Consider the following 20872-nt stretch of genomic DNA (forward strand, 5'->3'; position numbering starts at 1 on the left):
GGTGGGGAGTATGGCTTGATCTTTAAATCAAATATTAAATGATCAGCTAATACGTTCTAAGTATTTTTGTGTTTCTTCTACAGGTAATTGTGTTAGTTAGCAATTAAGTTTTCTATGAGTTTATTATACAATACAAAACAATAAGAGTCAATAACAAATATTAATAGATAATAATTATCTTTTGATATATAAAATTTCTAGATGAAGTTTTATATGAGTTCAAGATTATAAAAGAAAATTCTGATAATTCCTAATCGTATTGACACAAGAAAATATATAGCTTACAATCATAAATAAGATTTTCAACTATCTTTAAATTAGTCCGAGAGACTAGTAAGGGAGGAAAAATAGACATGTTATATTTGGTGAGCATTTTTAAAAAATTCAGACAATTTAATAATTTAGATTTATTTAATTTGGGTCTATTAAACTTAATGAAAAAGGTATTGGTGTCTTTCTATTCGGCATTGGTAGCTTATTTTTTTATGCCTATTCAGAGAAATGAATTATTCATAAGAAAAGAGCTTAAGGAGGACATCATATGCAAGGCTATCTAATTTTACAAAATGGAATGAAGTTTAAAGGGCAATGTTTTGGTGATACATCGATGGTTTCAGGAGAGGTAGTATTTAATACTGGAATGACAGGTTATGAGGAAGTACTAACAGATCCTTCGTACTATGGACAAATTGTTACTATGACATATCCTTTAATAGGGAACTATGGAATCAACCTTGAAGATAAGGAGTCAGCTAAACCACAGGTTAAAGGGTTTATAGTTAGAGAAAGATGTAAAACTCCTAGTAACTGGAGAAGTCAGATGGCTCTTGAGGAGTTTTTAAAAGAGAATAATATCATTGGAATTGAGGGTGTAGATACAAGAGCTATAACAAGTATTCTTAGAGAAGCAGGAACTATGAGAGGTATTGTGACTACAAAGGAATTCACAGATCAAGAGATAAGTGAAATGTTCTCAAACTATCAAGAAGAGGATTTTGTTCAAAAGGTATCTACAAAGTGCATATACAGAATCAGCGGAAATGGAAAAAAGATTGCATTGATAGATTTCGGTGTTAAGAAAAGTATTATTGAGTCATTTGCAAAAAGAGATGCTGAAATAACAGTGTTTCCTCATGATACTAAATATGAAGATATTAAAGGGTATAATCCAGATATGATATTCTTATCAAATGGGCCTGGAGATCCAGGAAAAATGGACAGTGTGATTAATAACATTAAAGAGATGATAGGGAAAAAGCCTATAACAGGAATTTGTCTAGGTCATCAATTATTAGCACTTGCATTAGGTGGAGGAACTGGGAAGTTAAAGTATGGACACAGAGGATGCAACCATCCAGTTAAAGATTTTAGAACTGGAAAAATCGGTATTACATCTCAGAATCATGGATACTATGTTAATAATGTTCCAGAAAACATGGAAGTTACTCATGTAAATGTAAATGATGGAACTGTAGAAGGGTTCATGCATAAAGAATTACCGATCTTTAGTGTTCAATTCCATCCAGAGGCAAGCCCTGGACCAGGAGATATGGATTATATTTTTGATGATTTCATGAAGTATGCAGGAGGGGAAAACTATGCCGTTAAATAAATCTATTAAGAGAGTACTTGTTGTAGGATCTGGACCAATAATTATAGGACAAGCTGCAGAATTTGATTATTCTGGAACGCAGGCCTGTACTGCATTAAGAGAAGAAGGGGTAGAGGTTATCTTAGCTAATAGTAATCCTGCTACAATCATGACAGATAGTGAGGTTGCAGATAAGGTTTACATTGAACCTCTTACTGTAGAAGTATTAGGGAAGATCATTGAGAAAGAAAGACCAGATAGCATATTACCTGGAATGGGTGGACAGTGTGCATTAAACTTGGTTAGTGAGCTTTATAATAAAGGTATATTAGAGAAATACAAAGTTAATATAATCGGAACGGAAATGGAAGGTATAATCAGAGGGGAAGATAGAGATGAGTTTAAAAAGCTTCTGATTAAGATTGGCCAACCTGCAATAGAAAGTACAGTAGTTAATACTATTGAAGAAGGAATTGAATTTGCTAACAAAGTTGGTTACCCATTAGTTGTTAGACCAGCATATACAATGGGTGGTGCTGGAGGCGGTATTGTTGATAACGAAGAAGAGTTAATCAATATCGCATCAGTAGGATTAGATTTAAGTAGAGTAGGTCAAGTTCTTCTTGAGAGAAGTATAAAAGGATGGAAAGAGATTGAGTATGAAGTTGTAAGAGATGGAGCAGGAAACTGTATAACAGTATGTAATATGGAAAACTTAGACCCTGTTGGAGTTCACACTGGAGACAGTATAGTTGTGGCACCTAGCCAAACTATAAGCGATAAGGAATATCAGATGTTAAGAAGAGCATCAATTGACATTATTAACGAAGTTGGTATTAAAGGGGCATGTAATGTGCAATTAGCATTAAATCCAGATAGCATGGAATATGCTGTAATTGAAATTAATCCAAGAGTAAGTCGTTCATCAGCACTTGCCTCAAAAGCTACAGGATATCCAATAGCTAAAGTAGCAGCTAAAATTGCTCTTGGATATACTTTAGATGAAATTAAGAATGAGGTTACAGGAAAGACATATGCATGTTTTGAACCAGCTCTTGATTATGTAGTTACAAAGATACCAAAATGGCCATTTGATAAGTTCAATACTAGTAATAGAAGACTTGGAACTAAGATGATGGCTACGGGAGAGATAATGTCTATTGGTAATAGCTTTGAGAGTTCTTTCTTAAAGGGAATAAGATCATTAGAAGTAAATCAATATGGTATGAAGCATGATAAGAGTGCAAGATTATCAACAGAGGAATTAAAGGCTAGAGTACACACTCCAGATGACGAGAGAATATTCCAGCTATGCGAGTTAATTAGACGAGGAATTACGTTAGAAGAATTACATGAAATAACACAAATAAATATGTTCTTCTTAAGTAAGTTAAATAATATTATTCAAGAAGAAAAGAAATTAGAAGAAACTACAATTGATGCGTTAACTAAAGAGTGGTTATTAAAATTAAAGAAATATGGGTTCTCTGATAAAGGAATAGCAGGTTTTATTGGATGTAATCCAGATGAAATATACCAGAAGAGAAAAGAGTTTGATATAAAACCTTCATATAAAATGGTTGACACTTGTGCTGGAGAGTTTAAAGCTGTTTCACCATACTACTACTCAACATATGATGAATATGATGAAGTTGAAATCTCTGAAAAGAGAAAAATAATGGTGCTTGGTTCAGGACCAATAAGAATTGGTCAGGGAATAGAGTTTGACTATTGTTCAGTACATTCAGTATTAGCTCTTAAGGAAATGGGAATAGAGACTATAATAGTTAACAACAACCCAGAAACAGTAAGTACAGATTTTAATGTATCTGATAAGTTATACTTTGAGCCTTTAACTGAGGAAGATGTATTTAATATAATTGAAAAAGAAAATCCTGAGGGCGTAATTGTTCAATTTGGTGGGCAAACAGGAATAAAACTTACTAAATTTTTAAAAGAAAAAGGTGTAAATGTATTAGGGTCAGCACCTGAGAGCATTCATGCTGCTGAGGATAGAGATGAATTTGAAGCTATCCTAGATAAACTTAATATTGAAAGACCAAAAGGAATAATTGCTTGGAATAAAATCGATGCTATGAAAGGAATTCAAGAATTAGGATTCCCAGCATTAATTAGACCTTCTTATGTTTTAGGTGGTCACGGAATGAAAATTGCAAACAATAATGAAGAAGCTGATGTATACCTTTCAGATGCCTTTGAGAAAGCTCGTAATAACAGTGTTTTAATTGACCAATATATAAGGGGAAGAGAAATTGAAGTTGATGCTATATGTGATGGGGAAGAGATATTAATTCCTGGAATCATGGAGCATCTTGAGAGAGCGGGAGTTCACTCCGGGGATAGTATAACTATATACCCTTCAAAGAATATTGCTCAAGAAATTAAAGATGTAATTCTTGATTACACAAGAAGATTAGCTTTAGAGTTAAATATAATTGGTATGATTAATATTCAGTACATTGAGTACAAAGGTAAAGTATATGTGATTGAAGCTAATCCAAGATCAAGTAGAACAGTACCTTATATAAGTAAAGTAACTGGAATTCCTATAGTAAGTGTTGGTACACAAGTAATGCTAGGAAAGAAATTAAAAGATCTGATCTATGGTACAGGGGTATATAAAGAAAGCAAGTTAACATGTGTAAAAGTACCTGTATTCTCGAGTCAGAAACTTGATGATGTTGAGATAAGCTTAAGTCCAGAGATGAAATCCACAGGAGAGGTTCTAGGTGTAGGAACAACATTGGAAGAGGCACTGTACAAAGGATTCTTAGCTGCAGGATATAGCATGAAGATGAAGAATAACAGAATTTTATCCACAATTAGTAATGATAAGAAGGATGACTTTGTGGATATGTTAAAAGATATTAACATGCCAGAAATAGAGTACTATGCTACAGAAGGAACAAATGCAAAATTAAATGATTGTGGTTTTAATGTAAGACAGTTTGATCATATGAAATTAAGTGAAATATTAAGAGATAGAAGTGTAGACTTTGTTGTAAGTACAGCTACTAAAGGAAATTCTTCTGAAAGAAATGGATTTAAAATAAGAAGAGCAGCTGCTGAAAGCTATACTGATATATTCACATCATTAGATACAGCTAAAGCATATCTTAATGTTATAAAGAGTGGTCTTACTGAAGAAAAAATAAATGTATATGAATTAGATGAGTATGGAATTTAATTTACTAAACAAAAATAAAATGTAGTATTTATGAATGAAGAAACTTTAGTATTTTTAAATTGTTTTAAACGCACGGAGTAACCGTGCGTTTTTTATTGAGTCTCTATATTTAGTACATCATCAATAATTTTATCTACATCTAATAAAATAATGTTTCCATGATTCCTACTAAATTCGATAACATCATCTTTAAAACCACATTTAGAAAAGAACATATAATACTTATTTTCACAATTAAATATTTGAGATTTTTCAATAAGTGAATTTACAACTTCCATTCCTAAAGTTTCATTCCTCCACTTACATTCACCAAATAAAATCTGGTCATTATTTCTACAGATTATATCTATTTCCTCTTCTCTTCTTTTTTTAGGATTATTTCCCCACCATCTACCAATGGATTCAAAAATGAAAGGGATGTCTTTACTGAAGTTTTTTCTTCGCAAATATTGTATACAGATTTCTTCAAATACAAACCCTAAGTAATTACTTATGAATGTAGCTACTTTTTTTTCGTAAATATAATCAATTTTTTTTTGTTCTATTAGTTCAGTATTACCAAATACAAATCTAAACCAAAATGAGAACATGTTATCTTTAATTTTATATATGGTTTTTCGCGAACTTTGTTTTTCTCCTAAAGGAATTTCTTTTTCTACAATACCAAGCTCACAAAGATTTTTTATATATTTAGAACATTTATCTGATGACTCGCCAACTTTAGTGGAAATTTCATTTAATCTGGTGGCACCTTTTGCAATAGTTTCTATTATTGAGTTATAAAACATAGGTTCTCTAAGTTCTTGTTGTAGTATATTTCTAGGTTCATCATAGAAATAAGAATTTTTATTGAAGAATGAGTTTTTAATGTTTTCTTTTACTGATAAATTATAATCAAATTTTTCTAAGTACTGGGGGATTCCACCAAGCACGCCATAACAAAAAACTTTATCTTCATTACTGTATTTTTTAAAGAATTCACAAGAAGTAAAAAAGTCAAAGGACTCTATCTTAAATTGTGCAGTTTTTCTTCCGAAAAGAGGACTTTTATAACTTAAGACTTCTTTTTCCATGAAACTCATAGATGATCCACAAATTATTAAAAATAGCTTGGTATCTTTTAAGTAATGATCTATTATATTTTGTAAAATTGAAGGTATTGATTTGTTTGCAGTAGCGATATACGGAAACTCATCAATTACAAGAATTAATCTCTTATCTTCACTCATTTTACCAATATATTTAAAGGCCATATCCCACTGGTTAAAATCAGGTATAAATCCTTTCATATTAAAATGAGATAATACAGTATCGCTGAAATTTTCTAAATTTCTTTTGTTGTTATGTTCCTCAGCTACAAAAAATATTGAAGATTTATCTTTGCAAAATTCTGTTAAAAGGGTTGTTTTTCCTACGCGTCTCCGACCATAGACAACTGCAAATTCAAATTTATTAGAATTATATAATCTATTTAGTTCGTTTAATTCATTATTTCTTCCTATAAACACTTTTTTCACCTCTTAAAATAACTAACTTTAGATTTACTAACTTTAGAGTTAGTTATATTATATCCCTTTTTATTCATTTTAACAATAGTACTTTATATAAAAAAGACAAAGGTTGTTAGTATATTTATCATATGGTAAAATTGTGATTAACATTGATTGCTTATTTAATAATATACAGATTATATGAAAATTAAACTGTAGTATTCGAACTACCACCTGGATTTGTCATTCCTGATAATCCGTATAAGTCCAATCTATGATAGATAGTTTGTGTAGGCGCAAGCCAAACCTCTCCAGTCCCTCTAAATACATTTAAGAAACCTTCTCCAGAAGTGGCTGATGATATTAATGATTTAGATGATTTTTCAACTGTGAAATCAATTTTTCCAGTTCTTAATAATGCAATGTTACCATCTACCTTCAGGGTTTCATTATTAAGATTAACCTTAATAATTTCAGATTCTGGTACAGGAATTTCTAATGCAACAATTCCATTACCTTTTATTCTAGTTTGGAATAGTCCTTCATTACCTAATAATGCACTGGATAGATTTTTCTGCATTATTGAACCAACTTCTATGTTACCTTCACATGCATAAAAGATACCATCATCAACAATTATCTCTTCATTTTCTAATTCTATTAATGCAAAGTGTCCAAATGTAGGTTCAGTATAGATTTCTCCCATCCCGCTATACTCAGGTTTCATAACAGTTTCTTTAGTAACTGCGCTGTTAAACATTTTTTTACCTAATCCTTTTAGTCCTCCCATTTTAGAAGTTATTTCTATGTTGCCTTTCAGATAATGAAGTGCTCCTGCTTCAAGTTTAACAGTAGAATTATTAATTTTTATTCTTAAAGCTTTTAATTTGATCTCTGATTCTTTCATAAAATATGTGGCAACTGAACTATTTAAGCTTTCTCCACCTTTTAATTGCTTCCATTCTAAGACTTCAAACTTAGCGTTGTTGCTGCTCATAGAACTTAATACTTCATAACTGTTTTTAAAATTTAAATTAGTTTTCATTGTTATCCTCCATAATAATATAATTATTCAAATAACCTGTATTTTTAATAGTACATAAAAATACGATGATTATTTGTTAGAAACGATTTCTTTTATGCTTTCTATTGATGTGCTGTGATATACTTTGTTCAAATTTATCACCCTCCATATTTTCGTGAAAAGCACATTCTACTGTTAATTGGTCATAAGCCTGCTGGTACCATGGATGAATAATATTTAATAAATCTTCATCTAGAGTATATTTCATATATACATATGCTGCATACTCTAAAGAAATTTCAAGAGCATGGGAAACAAGTTCATAATAAGGAGCTGCAAAAGGTTTGTCCCAACACAATTTATCAGCTATGAATAATATCAATTCTAATGTAGATGGATTTTCTTTCAGAGTTGTATGGCATTCAATAGCTTTAAGAATATTCATGTCATTAATATTAAATATTTTTTCAGCGATTACTCGAGATGTTTTTTGGTGAACTAAGAGAGGGAAAGTTTCTTCCACTGGTAATAGTTCTATACCGTAATTTTTAACAATTTCTAATTGAGTAGTGTATGGGAAAACTGCACTTATATCATGAAGAATACCTGCAATTCGTGCATCTTCAGCAGAATATCCAAATATATTGGCTAGTCTTGCACATTCATCGCTTACTTTTATAGAATGTTCTGCTACTATAGTTCTATCCCTGTTTTTAAGAAAGTTATAACAGTCATCAATAAAATTATCCGTGTGTTTAAATGAAGAAAATGTTTCAATTAGTAAGTTCATTGTTTATCCTCCTGATGTATTTCCCAAGAAATAACTATTATTATTTACAATTACTTAATCTATAAAAAAATCTATTCTCATACTCTCCTGTAGATTTATTATATGAATAACCTAGACGAATACGATACTTCTTGAATCCTAATTTTGTAACAAGGGCTATTGACGGTTTGTTTTCAGGAGATATTGAAGCTTCTAGATGTTCAATCTCTGTATTCTTATATATAAAGTTTATTATCTCATTGAGGCAAAGAGAAGTAATTCCTTTACGATAGTATTTTTTATTTAGAACATATCCTAGCTGTGCAGTGTTTTTAGTTAAATCAATAGTATGTAAAGAAATCAAACCTATTAATTTTTCACTATTTTTCTCAATTATACCCCAACGAAGCTGCTCTCTTTTTTCATAGCGATTAGTTATTCTTTTTATATAATCTAATGTTTCATCAATTGTAGCCATATGATGATGAGTAACATATTGTGAATTTTCTTTATCTGAATATATCTCATGCAGATCATTAACATGGAGTTCAGTTAAGGGTTCTAAGGAAAACTCTTTTAACATTATATATGGAAAGTTAATAAACATATCATTTAAACTTGTCTCAATACCATAGCCACTAGCATTACTCATAAAATCACCTACTCTTTATTCATTATTAGTTAGGACTTTATAATACTTTAACATTACAGAGTTTATTCATATAAATTAATTCTAATATAGTATACTAAGTAAATCAATAAAATCAATACATATAAAAGAATATATAGAAAAAGTTTACAATAAAGAATAGATATGTTATAATCACAACATAATCACAGTGTAATTACAAAGTATCTACAAAGGGGCGGTATATAATGAAAATGCAAATAGTGAAAATAGGAAATTCAAAGGGGATAAGAATTCCTTCGGTAATGTTAAAGCAATGTGGAATAGAAAAAGATGTTGAGGTAGAAGTGGTAGATGGAGCTATAGTAATTAAAGCTTCAATGGGAGACGATATTAATTTAAAATTTCATAACGTTGAAGAAATGACAGACTATGATATTCAGTTGATGCTAAGAGCTACAGATATGAATTCTTTAGCAGCATCATTAGCAGGAGCTAATGATAAATGTAAAGAAAGAGTTTTCAAGAATATGTCCAAGAGAGCTTATGAAGAAGTTATTCAACTTATTGAGCATTTTGAGAAATTGAAGCCTATGGAACTATTAAGTGAGATAAGTAAAACTACTCATAAAGTTGAAGATATGACAGATTATGATATTCAGTTAATGCTAAGAGATACAGATATGAATTCTTTAGCAGCATCATTAGCTGGAGAAAATGATAAATATAAAGAGATAGTTTTTAAGAATATGTCTAAGAGAGCTTGTGAAGAAGTTAAGCAGCTTATTGAGGAATTAAGGAAAAATAATAGCCTGTAATTTAGTGATTTAAGTATAACAATTACTTGAAAGTTCTCATATATAAATTAAAGAAGGTCTATCCATTTGGATAGACCTTCTTTTGATTGTAACAGTAAGTTCTATGTATTATAGAGGCATTACGTTTACAGCTTGAGGTCCTTTTTGTCCTTCTCCAACTTCGTAAGAAACTTCTTGACCTTCTTCAAGACTCTTGTATCCTTCTTTTTGGATTTGAGAGAAATGAACGAAGATATCGTTTCCGTCTTCTCCTGCTATAAATCCGAAACCTTTTTCACTATTAAACCATTTAACTGTACCTGTCATTGAAACATTCCTCCAAAACTTTAATTAATAAAAATTTTATACTTCAAGATAAACTACATAGTTTATCTCTAGTTGAATATATCACTAAATAATAGAAAATTCAAGAAGAAAAGTAGTAACTCTAGATTGTTTGATAATATTTATAGATATTACAGTAATAAACAATTAATCTAAACTTAGTAAAACATTAAAACAAGTGATTTATTGAGGTTAAAGTTAGTGATTTTAATACAAGTAAAAATATAAACTTAAAATCTGTTTTTATATTCATAAAAATAAATTGACAAATAATATATTTATGAATATAATAATATTGTAAATAAAATACATAATTGTTTTAATGAGAAAAGGGGAGATGAAATTGGGGAAAGTAAATGAGGGGTTAATTAACGAAGTAAGTACAATGTATGATATGAAAGAAGTTATGAAATTTTTAGATGTAGAAGGAAAAATTAAAATGTATCCAAGCAAAAGAAAAAAACAAATTAATGTTCTTGGATATTTAATAGAAAAGATTCAAGATGGTAGAGAGTATACAGAGCAGGAGATAAATGAGGTAATAGGAGAATATCATACATTTAATGATGTATGTTATCTACGGCGAGAGTTAGTGGATATTGGGTATTTAAAGAGAACAAAAAATTGTAGTAAGTATTGGAGAAGACAAGAAGAGAATATAGGACAAGAGGAAAATTAAAGAAAGGAATTGATTAAAATGGAAAAATTTAAAAATGAATATATAAATGTAACAAACACAGTAATTAGAAAATTAAACGAAATGGCAAAGAAATTAAGAGAAGAAGGGGAAGTTGATGAAGCTAAATATAAAATAATTAAAGCCAATGTAGAGGATATACATTTAAAGTTATTTATGGTGGCATACAACAATGTATTTGTGAAGGTAAATCATGAATGTTTAAGAGGTATAGTTGAAGAAGAAATTGATGATAAAGAAAAGCTTATAAAATGTTATGAATTTCTTTCAAATAAAGTCACTCAACCATGGAGAGATAATCTTGAAAAGTATTTGAATCTTGAGATTCTAGATAAAAGTATAATTGAAGAAGTAAAAATCGAACATAGTGAACTAATCCTACAGGTGTTCAAAAATATGATACATGGGAAATCCAATGCCATAATAAAAAATAAATAGAGGAGATTATAGAAATTGGATAAGGTTAAATTCTTTAAATGTCTTGCGGATAAATCAAGACTAAGAATAATAAAAAATCTACTAAAAGAACCAATGTATGTAGAATTATTATCTGAAAAGCTGGATGTAACTCCTTCCACAATATCATTTCATCTAAAAAAGCTTGAGGATAGCGGAATTGTGCATTCCCAAAAGGAACAGTATTATGTAATATATCATATCAATAGTGATTTATTTAACTCTTCATTAATAGACTTATTATCTGATGAGAATAATAAGAATGATATAGAAAATAGAAGAGCGGAAGATTACAAAAAGAAAGTATTGGATAGCTTCTTTGAGTACGGGAAACTAAAATCAATTCCTGTTCAGAGGAAAAAAAGAAGAATCATATTAGAGCATATGCTAAAAGAATTTGAGGAAAATAAGGAATATACTGAGATAGAGGTAAATATAATAATTGCAGATTTCCATGATGATTTCTGTACTTTGAGAAAAGAGCTAGTAAGTGAGAAGTTAATGTGTCGAGATAAAGAAATATATAAGATAAAGTAAGTTCAATAAATGAAATAATTATATTTCAATATTTCTTAATTCATAATCAAAAATTTAAATAAAATATATAATAAGGGTAATGATTTATTTGAAATCATTACCCTTATTTTGTATTAAAGATTATTTAAAAAAAATTATAAAATCAAAAAACACTTTTAAGAGTATGTGTATCTAATATATTGAAAAGCTTTTTAAACAGTCAGTACTGAGAAGGATAAGGAGGAATTTTAAGTGGAAGATAAGGAGTTTCTTGAAAGGGTTCAAGGAATTAGGCAGAGGTTATACCGTATTGCCTACACATATATAAAAAATGAAGAAGATGCTAAGGAAATAATAAGTAACACTGTATATAAAGGATATAAAAATCTAGGTAAGTTAAAGAATGTTGAGTTTTTTGAAACGTGGATAACCAGGATATTGATTAATGAATGTCATCAATTAAGTAGAAAGAATCAAGGAAAGATTCATGTAAGTCTGGAGTTTATTTCAGATTGGATGCATAAAGAATCAGAAGAAAATTATGATATTGATGATAGAATTGATCTCTATGAGGCTGTAGATTCTTTAGAAGGCAACGTAAAAACAGTTATAATTTTAAAATATTTAGAGGATATGACTATAAAAGAGACAGCAAAACATATGGGAATCAGCGAGAGTAGAGTTAAGAATTATATTCACAAGGGGTTAAAATTTTTAAGAGAAAAATTAAGAGGTGAGATTAATGGATAAATATAAAAACATTATAGAGCCAAATGATTTAGAAGAGGTAATTGAAAAGGCATACAAAAAGGCAAAAGAGGAAAAAAAGAGTGATATGAAAAGTAAGTTGACAAAAATAGGCGCTACAGCAGTTGCTGCTATGATAGTATTTGCAGTATCTGTAAACACATCTACTGTATTTGCCAACTATTTAGATGACATTCCTGTTTTGGATAAATTAGCACAATTCTTTAAGTTTGATAGAGGCCTTGAAGAGGCAGGAAAGCAAGGTTTTTTACAAGTTATAAATAAAACATCAGAAGATAAGGGAATAACATTTAGAATTGATAATGTTATTTATGATAATAAGAGAATGGTTATAAAATATTCATTTACAAGTAAGGAGGATCTGGAAAATCTTTGGGCTGTTTCTGGTAAAGTAACATATGGAGATGGAAGTGATTTAGAGGGTGCATTAATAAGTTCAACTCCAACACATGACGATAATGATAAAAATAAAAAATCAGGAATAATTGACATAGAGATGTTAGGAGAGATAAGTAAAGATAAAGACAGTATAATCATATATCCTCAATTCTCAAGAAAAGGAGATATAACTGGAAATTGGAAGGTAGAAATACCAATAAAACATGAGCTTCTACAAGTTGAGGCTAAAGAATATAATATTGATGATGAATTTGAAATTGAGGATATGAAGATAAATATTCAAGACTTAAAAATGTATCCTACTGTAGGTGAGTTAGAGATAAAGTATGAAGATGAAAACAGTAAATACAAATTTTCAGGATTTACTCAAACTTCCTTAATAGATGGAAAAGGTGATAAATTTACTAACATGTCTAGTACTAGTTCCACACCAGGAGAGAAGACATTACGTTTTGAGAGTAATTATTTTATAGATAGCAGCAGCTTAGAGTTAAATATAGGTGGAATATATGTAACACCTAAAAAGTTATATGACTTTAATATTGATATTGAAAAAGGTACTATGACAGGGAATTGTGATTATGATATTAAAATGGAAAGTTTAGAGAAAAAAGAAGATGATACTTTGAAGTTAATAGTAATAAGTATAGAAGATGATAAATTGGTAAATGAAAATATTAATATAATGCCAGTATTAGGGGTGGAGTCAATGGAACTTGAAGATGGCACTAAGCTTAAAAACTATGAAGATTACATGATAAGCTATGCTCCAGGAACAGAAAAAGCAAGAGTTTTTATTGAATTTTCTAAACCTATAACAAAGAATTTAAGGTTCACAATTGGGAATCTACATGAATATAGACCTGTAAACAAAACATTTAATATAGATACCAAATAAATATTTAGGAAATGTTTGAAATCATTATGATTATGGATATAATGATGAAAGTTTAGTATTCAAATTTAAGTATAAAATAAAGTAACCAAGGAGGATGTTTTTATGGAAAAAAGAGGAGCATTAATAATAGGAGTTTCAATAATTATAGGATTTTTAATATTAGGTTTATTGTTAAAATCACCAATAGAAAGCTTAGGTAATAAGGAATCATCAGTAGATAATCAAATTAGTGAGTTAAGCAATAGTATATCTGAGTTAAATAGATATCAAATAATTTCTGCAAATGATAATAATATAATTTTTTTAGATACTAAGACAGGTGAATATTGGACTAAGTTTATACCTTCTAATAAAGGATCTACAGGTTGGATGAAGGAAAGTGGTCCAGATTTAAATAGATAATATATTATTTATAAAGAGATTACTCTATGATTTCTAGTAGAGTAATCTCTTTCTTATTTATATTTTAGTACTCACAACTTTTTAAAATTGGAGATTTCTCCACGTAAATTGGTTCAACTGGATATTTCTTAAGATAATTATCTTTATGAGAAATTATATATTGTAGAACTTTTACTAAGAAATCAATTTCACTGAAGGTATTATAAATACCAAAGCTTAAGCGTACTACTCCGTAAGGGGGAAGTTGATTGTTTTTTAGATGTGAGTATATTTTCTTAGGAGTAACATTTAATAGTTTTTGCATATATGGTTGAGCACAGAAGCATCCACTTCTAACTGAAATTCCCCATTCCTCTCCAAGAATTCGAGCGGTAATACTGTGAGGAATTCCTTCAATGTTAAATGGAATTATACTCACACGTGGAACTGAGGCATCTAAGGATGAATATATTTTAATTTCAGGAATTTTTGATAATTTGTCCATAGCATAGTTTAATAAATCTCTTTCAAGTTTTGAAACTTGATTCATTCCTATTCCTTGGAGCATTTCAATAGCTGACACTAGAGCAACTACACCCATTATATTAGGAGTACCTGCTTCCTCTTTGTTTGGGGGAATATCCCATATAGCATAATCATCAGTTACAAGCTGAACAGTACCTCCTCCTTTGTAATCAGGATGACCGCAAGAAAATACCTCTTTAGGACCCACCAACACACCAATTCCAAAAGGAGCATACATTTTATGAGATGAAAATACGACGAAGTCAATATGTTCATCATGGGATTTAGGTTTCATATGCAGCTTTTCATGTGGAACAAGTTGAGCACAATCTACTAAGAGTTTTGCACCATAAGAGTGAACTAATCGAGCTATATCATGTATAGGATTCATATAGCCAGTAGTGTTAGATGCACCTGTTATGGTTACCAATTTCACCTGTCCATCATATGAGATTAATTTATGTTCAAGGTCTTCAATAGATAGCATACCCATATCATTAAGAGAAATGTAGTCTACATTAAACTTATCTCTCCATGGCAAATCATTTGAATGATGTTCCATAAAAGAGGATAGAACGGTACAGTTTTTATGCATATCACATAATCTGAAAGAAAGCTTGTTAATTGCTTCAGTAGTGTTTTTAACATATATAATGTTATGTTCATTTAGGTTAGCTCCAATAAATGAAGCAACGACTTTTCTAGAGTTGTCATAAACAAGAGAAGAATATTTAGATTTGTAGCCCATGCCTCTATGGATTGATGAATACCAAGGGGTAAAGTCTAAAATATCCTCTAAAACACATTTGAAAGGAGGGGTTGTAGCCGCATTATCAAAATTTATATGCTGTATATTTAATTCACCAACAGGAATTTTATCCTCAACTCCACAGATAAGATTCCTAAATGGATTGAAATAATTTCTTTTCATATTTTCACTCCAAAAAATACTATATAAACATTATATTTTGTGAATACAGATATGTGATTGTTATAAGAATAAAGTGTAGTAATTAACAAATTTTATATTCTAAATAAATGCTGTTGAAAATTGCATAATAAAGAAAAAAATAGAGGTATTTTATGTAATATATAGAAGTTTATATAAGATAACATTGAATTAAAAAGGTGGTTAAGAGACTATGGAGTTTAAATTCGCAATTATTGATAAATTGTATAAGGATATGGATTATGAAATATATGTAGTTTTGATTGATGGGGAGAAAAAGATAATTAAAAAAATAGAAAGAAATAATCCGAATTATAGTGGTTTATATAAATTGATGTTACAAGAAATTGAATATTGCGAAAATAACATAAGTGATGAGTGCTTAGAACCTGAAAGAATTCATATAGGGGATGAGGAAACATATCTTATATATAAGCATCAAAATTTTTTCCCAATTGATAAATTAATAGGTAAAAAGGGAATGGAAATTAGAGAATTTCTTCATTATGCTATTATGATTTGTGACAAATTATTTGTTTTACATAAAAAAGATATTCATGGGGCATTAAATCATATAAATATTTTAATAAACAACGAATTAAATGAAATTAAATTCATAGGTGGAATACATGATGTAAATAATTTAGATTATAATAAAATTCTATTAGTAGAAAGTGATTTGTTAAATTATATTTCTCCTGAACACACTGGATTATTTGAATCTTATGTAGATTATAAAAGTGATCTTTATTCACTTGGTATAGTTTTCTATAAGATGATAACAGGAAGAGCTCCATTCGAACAGAATTCAAAACGAAAACTCATATATAACCAAGCAATAAAAAAACCTAGTCCACCTAAAGATATAAAAAATAATATTCCTAAATCTTTATCTGAAGTAATTATGAAATTACTAAGCAAATCTAAAAGAAATAGATATGAAACTGTTCATGGAGTAAAGTGTGATTTGATAAGAATTCTTCAACAAATTAAACAAGGAAAAGATGTAGAAATAATAATTGGAGAGCATGATATTCCATGTAGATTAACTTTTTCTGAGAAGATATATGGTAGGAATAAGGAAGTAAATCAATTAATGAATATTTACAATAGGGTAAAAAGCGGAGAGGTACATAGTGTAGTTGTAGAAGGAGAGTCAGGTATAGGTAAAACTACTTTTATTAATAAATTTATACATTCTATTAAAGAAGATAAATCAATTGTAATTATATTAAATGAAGATTCAATATTTAAAGATGATTCTGATGTTCTAATTAGTAATGTACTAGATCAATTATTATTTTATTGTTTAGTAGATGGGGATATTGATATTGAAGAATTAAGATCATTTATAATTAAAATAACAGGTGGATGTTTTGGATATTTACAAGATATTATACCAAGATTTAAATATTTTGCATGTAAGGATAAAAAGAAAAAAAATAATTCATGTATTTGTTTAAAAAAAGATGTTGTGAATATTCAATTAGCCTTAATAATTAATCTTATAGAACGTTTGATTAATGAAGGTAATACTATAGTTTTTAACTTTGATATAAATAATAAATATAAGAAAGATTTTAATAACCTATTAAAGCAGTTATTAACAAACAAAAAATATAAGAGCATAATGATTATAGAAACATCTCTAACACAATATGATGGAATAATAAATAGAATAAGTAATAAGTGCAAAGATAGTACAAATAATCATAGCATACACCTAAAGAATATTGAAAAAACAGATATTGAAGAAATGATTAAGGATTTATTTAAAGTTTCTCAAGATTATGCAAGTAATATAGCAAATATTTGTTTTATGAAGACAAAGGGAAATTATTTTTTGATAAAGGAATATATATTAAAGTTATACAAGGAAAAGGTAATATTTTTTGATTATGATAATTATTGTTGGAAAATGAAATTCGAGAAAATACATAGCATAACAATTAATGATAATATAAAAAAAGAACTTGAAATTAAGTTAAATAATATTCCAAAAGAGGTTAAATTTATTTTGAAGATTTGCTCATGTTTACCTAATGAATTTGATTCTAAAATGATACAACAGATTTCAGGATACAGTAATAAAACAATACAAAAAATCTTAAATTATTGTATTAGAAATCGTATTATTGAAGAAAAAAGGCGATTTGATTCTTTAGAGTCTTATAATTGTGGAGTAAATAAGTTCAAAAAATATAAATTCATATCAAGAAATATTAGAAATTGTATTTTAGAGCAACTTAATTTTGAAGATAAAAATAAATATATATATAAAGCAGGTATGTTTTACATGAAAAATTATGATGAATATAGCTGTAATTGGTTTATTATATATTGTTTTATAAATACAAATATGCTGCCCAAAATATCTGAGGATTTAATGAAATTAGAAGAATTGTTTTATAAAAATGCAAGAAGAGTATTTAATTCAGGTGATTACTTAAAAACTCTTGAATCTTGTGAAAAAGGTCAAGCTATTTGCGAGAGATTAGGAAAAGAAAAAATATATTTTAAAGCTATAAAAGCAAGGTGTTTTTTTAGATTAGGAAATATAAGAGAAGGGGAAAAAGAAGTAGAATTTTTATTAGGAACAATAAAAGATAGTGGCTTAAAAGTTAAAGCTAAAATAATTAAATTATATGGATATTTAATAAATGACAAGTATTATGAAGCAGAAGAAGTTATATTTGATATTCTTAGTGATTTTGATAATAGTATATCTAAAATTGATGATAAAATATCTTTTTTTAAAAAAATTAACTTGCTTATGGTAAAGTTATATTTTAGAAAATCAGCAGTATTAAAAAAATATGATGATTTCGTAAAAGGCGTTGATGCTGATATTTTAAGGGAGTTTATTTATCTTTCAGCATTAGTATTTAGTTATACAAATGTATATAGATTTTTATATATGTCATTTATTAGTATAATTTTTCATAATTTATATAAAGTCAAACATAATCATATGGTAAATATCCTTAAAAAATATTATAGATTTATGATAAATGATATGAGTAAAGTAATGGAAATTGCTTTATTTGAGATGGTACCAAATGCTAATAATATTAAAGAAAATTTATTGGATTTGAGACAACTTATTATTTTTGGTTCTAATTCATTTTATTTTAGTATAGATGGTAATATAAAAGATGATAAATGCAGCACTATTTTAAGTAAATTAGTTCAATATAATGATCAAGCATATATAATATATTTAATTCATACATGTATAATATATAAAATAGCACTTGGGTATGAGATAGATTCAATTATAGAATTAATTGAACAGTATGAATTTAAATTAGAATTCTATAATAGTCAAGTTGTTAATGAGATAAAAGAGATTAAAGATATAGTAATAAGATGCATTAAGAGTGATGAAAAGGTTCCGCAAGTAAATAATAATGATATGCTAACTCTTAAAACTATAAAAGTACAAGCTAAATTTCTAAAAAAAGAGTATTCAGATATAGATTTTGTCTTTACTATGAAAATGGATGAAGAGAATTTTAACAGTACTATAGCAATACTTGATTTTGGATTTTATAGATCTCTAATTATAGGAGAGATACATGAAAATTTACCACGGGATAAAAAAGCAATGGCAATTAAGGTTTTTAATGAAGCTATGGAAGCCTTTGATAAACTTAAAAAATGTGAAAATAAAATAATTATAATAAAATATCATATACTTAAAAGTTATAAATATTTTATTGCTAAAAAATATAAAAAAGCTCTTGCACTTGCCTTTGAAGCAAATGAATTAGCTTCAAAGAATAACTATATTATGGGAATTGGTATCTCAAATGAAATATGTGGACAAATATATATGAAAAAAAATCTTAAAAATCTAGCATACTTACATTTTAATGAAGCGATAAATCAATATAATAAATTAGGGATATCATCAAATATTGGAATGAACAATTTGTATCAAGTATCTAAAAATAGATACTTAAAATTAAATGAAGGGCTAGAAGGAAGTACTATAAGGTATAATGAAGTTAGAGATGTGATATCAGATGTTAATAAGCTTTCTAGTGAAACTGACTATGCTACATTGATAAAGAAGTTACTCTCTATTATTTTAAAAAGTATGAATGTTGAACGAGTTCTATATTTTCAAATAAAAAATGGTAAAATTACTAAAGATGGAATTGGAGATAGAGATAGAATATCTGTAATGCAATCTATACCATTAGATAAATGTTTTGATGTTCCTAAAACTGTAATTAATTTTGTTATAAGAACAAGAAAAAAAATTGTGATTAATGAAGCGGTTAATAATCAATTATTTCATTTTGATAAATATATACTGGAGAATAATATTAAATCCTTGGCTTGTTACCCTATTATGATAGAGAAGGATTTAATAGGAGTTATATATATTGAAAGTAATGATTATTCTAAAGGATTTTCAAAAGATAGTGATGGTGTGTTAGATATAATTATTTCTCAAGCGGGTATTTTAATAAAAAATGCAAAAGAATATAATGAAATTAGCATGAGAAAAAATAACCTTGAAAATTTAGTTCAAAAAAAATCAGAAGAAATACAAGCGATTGAAAAGAAACTAGTTAAGGAAATACAGGATAGAATAGTTGTTGAGCAAAAGCTTACAAGAAGCAGAGAAAAGACTGAATTTTTTGCTAATTTATCTCATGAATTTAAAACTCCATTAAATGTAATTTTGAGTACTATTCAGCTTATAGAAGTAATAAGTAATAGTAATAATGACAGGAAAGTAAGTGAATATATTAAAATAATGAAACAAAACTGTTATAGGTTATTAAGGTTGGTTAATAACATTATTGATATTTCAAAGATAGATGAAGGGTATTTAAAATTAGATATGAAAAATTACGATATTATCAGAGTTGTGGAGGACATATGTATGTCAGTAGTATCCTATGCTCAGAATAAAGGCATATCATTAATTTTTGACACTGAGGTTGAGGAATTAATTATCGCATGTGATGAGGAAAAAATAGAACGTATTATATTAAATATTCTTTCAAATGCTATTAAATTTACTGAAGATAATGGAGATATCAAGATAAATATGCGCATAGAAGGTGTATATGTTGTAGTTTCTATAAAAGATTCGGGAATAGGTATTCATAGAGACTTGCAAGATAAAATATTTGAAAGATTTGAACAAGCAGATAAATCTCTTTCTAGAAAGCAAGAGGGAAGCGGTATTGGGCTCACATTAACAAAACAGCTTGTAGAGATGCATAGTGGTATTATAAACATTATTAGCGAGTATGGGAAAGGGAGTGAATTTATAATTAAACTACCTATAAATACAATTGAAAATAATGAGATTGATGTAGAGTCAAAGGGGATAATTACACCTAATCATAATTCTGTAGAGAAAATTAAGATAGAGTTTTCAGATATTTATTTTTAAGGAGGTAATTTT

The 20872-nt window shown here is 28.2% G+C and carries 16 protein-coding genes; 10 read left to right on the forward strand and 6 right to left on the reverse strand.

Translation table 11 applies throughout. The annotated features are described in order from the left end of the window. Positions 1-541 precede the first annotated feature (541 nt). The gene (locus tag OW730_RS03605; protein ID WP_271227725.1) at positions 542-1612 is read left to right on the forward strand and encodes a carbamoyl phosphate synthase small subunit; all 1071 of its coding nucleotides are present in this window, start codon (positions 542-544) and stop codon (positions 1610-1612) included. Further along, entirely contained in the window at positions 1599-4799 is a 3201-nt protein-coding gene (carB, locus tag OW730_RS03610; protein WP_271227726.1) for a carbamoyl-phosphate synthase large subunit, read from the forward strand. Before OW730_RS03605 ends, carB begins: the two co-directional genes overlap by 14 nt. A gap of 92 nt (positions 4800-4891) precedes the next feature. On the opposite strand, the gene OW730_RS03615 is transcribed toward carB, so the two are convergent. From OW730_RS03615 to OW730_RS03630, 4 genes are all read right to left on the reverse strand, one after another. Then, the gene (locus tag OW730_RS03615; RefSeq protein ID WP_271227727.1) at positions 4892-6307 is read right to left on the reverse strand and encodes an ATP-binding protein; all 1416 of its coding nucleotides are present in this window, start codon (positions 6305-6307) and stop codon (positions 4892-4894) included. A gap of 190 nt (positions 6308-6497) precedes the next feature. Next, positions 6498-7334: an AIM24 family protein gene (locus OW730_RS03620; protein WP_271227728.1), complete on the reverse strand. Its 837-nt coding sequence runs from the start codon at positions 7332-7334 to the stop codon at positions 6498-6500. 76 nt (positions 7335-7410) lie between these two features. Continuing rightward, a complete protein-coding gene (locus OW730_RS03625; protein ID WP_271227729.1) occupies positions 7411-8103 on the reverse strand; it encodes an HD domain-containing protein in 693 nt (230 codons plus the stop codon). A 40-nt stretch (positions 8104-8143) separates the two neighbouring features. Further along, complete coding sequence (locus OW730_RS03630) at positions 8144-8734, reverse strand: GNAT family N-acetyltransferase (RefSeq protein WP_271227730.1); 591 nt, start codon at positions 8732-8734, stop codon at positions 8144-8146. A gap of 224 nt (positions 8735-8958) precedes the next feature. Between OW730_RS03630 and OW730_RS03635 the strand changes: the two genes are divergently transcribed. After that, positions 8959-9528 (forward strand): AbrB/MazE/SpoVT family DNA-binding domain-containing protein, encoded by a 570-nt coding sequence (locus OW730_RS03635; protein WP_271227731.1) that lies wholly within the window; start codon positions 8959-8961, stop codon positions 9526-9528. Positions 9529-9636: 108 nt separating this feature from the next. Here the strand turns inward: OW730_RS03635 and OW730_RS03640 are convergent, their stop codons facing one another. Next, the gene (locus OW730_RS03640; protein WP_250861270.1) at positions 9637-9834 is read right to left on the reverse strand and encodes a cold-shock protein; all 198 of its coding nucleotides are present in this window, start codon (positions 9832-9834) and stop codon (positions 9637-9639) included. Positions 9835-10195: 361 nt separating this feature from the next. Between OW730_RS03640 and OW730_RS03645 the strand changes: the two genes are divergently transcribed. From OW730_RS03645 to OW730_RS03670, 6 genes are all read left to right on the forward strand, one after another. Further along, positions 10196-10531 carry a DUF2087 domain-containing protein gene (locus OW730_RS03645; protein ID WP_271227732.1) on the forward strand — a complete coding sequence of 112 codons (336 nt, stop codon included), beginning with the start codon at positions 10196-10198 and terminating at the stop codon, positions 10529-10531. 18 nt (positions 10532-10549) lie between these two features. Continuing rightward, the gene (locus OW730_RS03650; protein ID WP_271227733.1) at positions 10550-10987 is read left to right on the forward strand and encodes a hypothetical protein; all 438 of its coding nucleotides are present in this window, start codon (positions 10550-10552) and stop codon (positions 10985-10987) included. A 15-nt stretch (positions 10988-11002) separates the two neighbouring features. Further along, positions 11003-11542 carry a DUF2087 domain-containing protein gene (locus tag OW730_RS03655; RefSeq protein WP_271227734.1) on the forward strand — a complete coding sequence of 180 codons (540 nt, stop codon included), beginning with the start codon at positions 11003-11005 and terminating at the stop codon, positions 11540-11542. Between the two features lie 231 nt (positions 11543-11773). Continuing rightward, positions 11774-12271: a sigma-70 family RNA polymerase sigma factor gene (locus tag OW730_RS03660; protein WP_271227735.1), complete on the forward strand. Its 498-nt coding sequence runs from the start codon at positions 11774-11776 to the stop codon at positions 12269-12271. Then, a complete protein-coding gene (locus tag OW730_RS03665; RefSeq protein ID WP_271227736.1) occupies positions 12264-13586 on the forward strand; it encodes a DUF4179 domain-containing protein in 1323 nt (440 codons plus the stop codon). Before OW730_RS03660 ends, OW730_RS03665 begins: the two co-directional genes overlap by 8 nt. Before the next feature lie 102 nt (positions 13587-13688). Then, positions 13689-13988, forward strand: coding sequence for a hypothetical protein (locus OW730_RS03670; protein ID WP_271227737.1), 300 nt, complete (start codon positions 13689-13691; stop codon positions 13986-13988). 64 nt (positions 13989-14052) lie between these two features. On the opposite strand, the gene OW730_RS03675 is transcribed toward OW730_RS03670, so the two are convergent. Further along, the gene (locus OW730_RS03675) at positions 14053-15423 is read right to left on the reverse strand and encodes an aminotransferase class V-fold PLP-dependent enzyme (RefSeq protein WP_271227738.1); all 1371 of its coding nucleotides are present in this window, start codon (positions 15421-15423) and stop codon (positions 14053-14055) included. Positions 15424-15634: 211 nt separating this feature from the next. Between OW730_RS03675 and OW730_RS03680 the strand changes: the two genes are divergently transcribed. Further along, complete coding sequence (locus tag OW730_RS03680) at positions 15635-20860, forward strand: ATP-binding protein (RefSeq protein ID WP_271227739.1); 5226 nt, start codon at positions 15635-15637, stop codon at positions 20858-20860. Positions 20861-20872 lie beyond the last annotated feature (12 nt).

It is taken from the genome of Oceanirhabdus sp. W0125-5 (assembly GCF_027938815.1).
In the GTDB taxonomy this organism is placed as follows: Bacteria; Bacillota; Clostridia; order Clostridiales; family Clostridiaceae; genus Oceanirhabdus.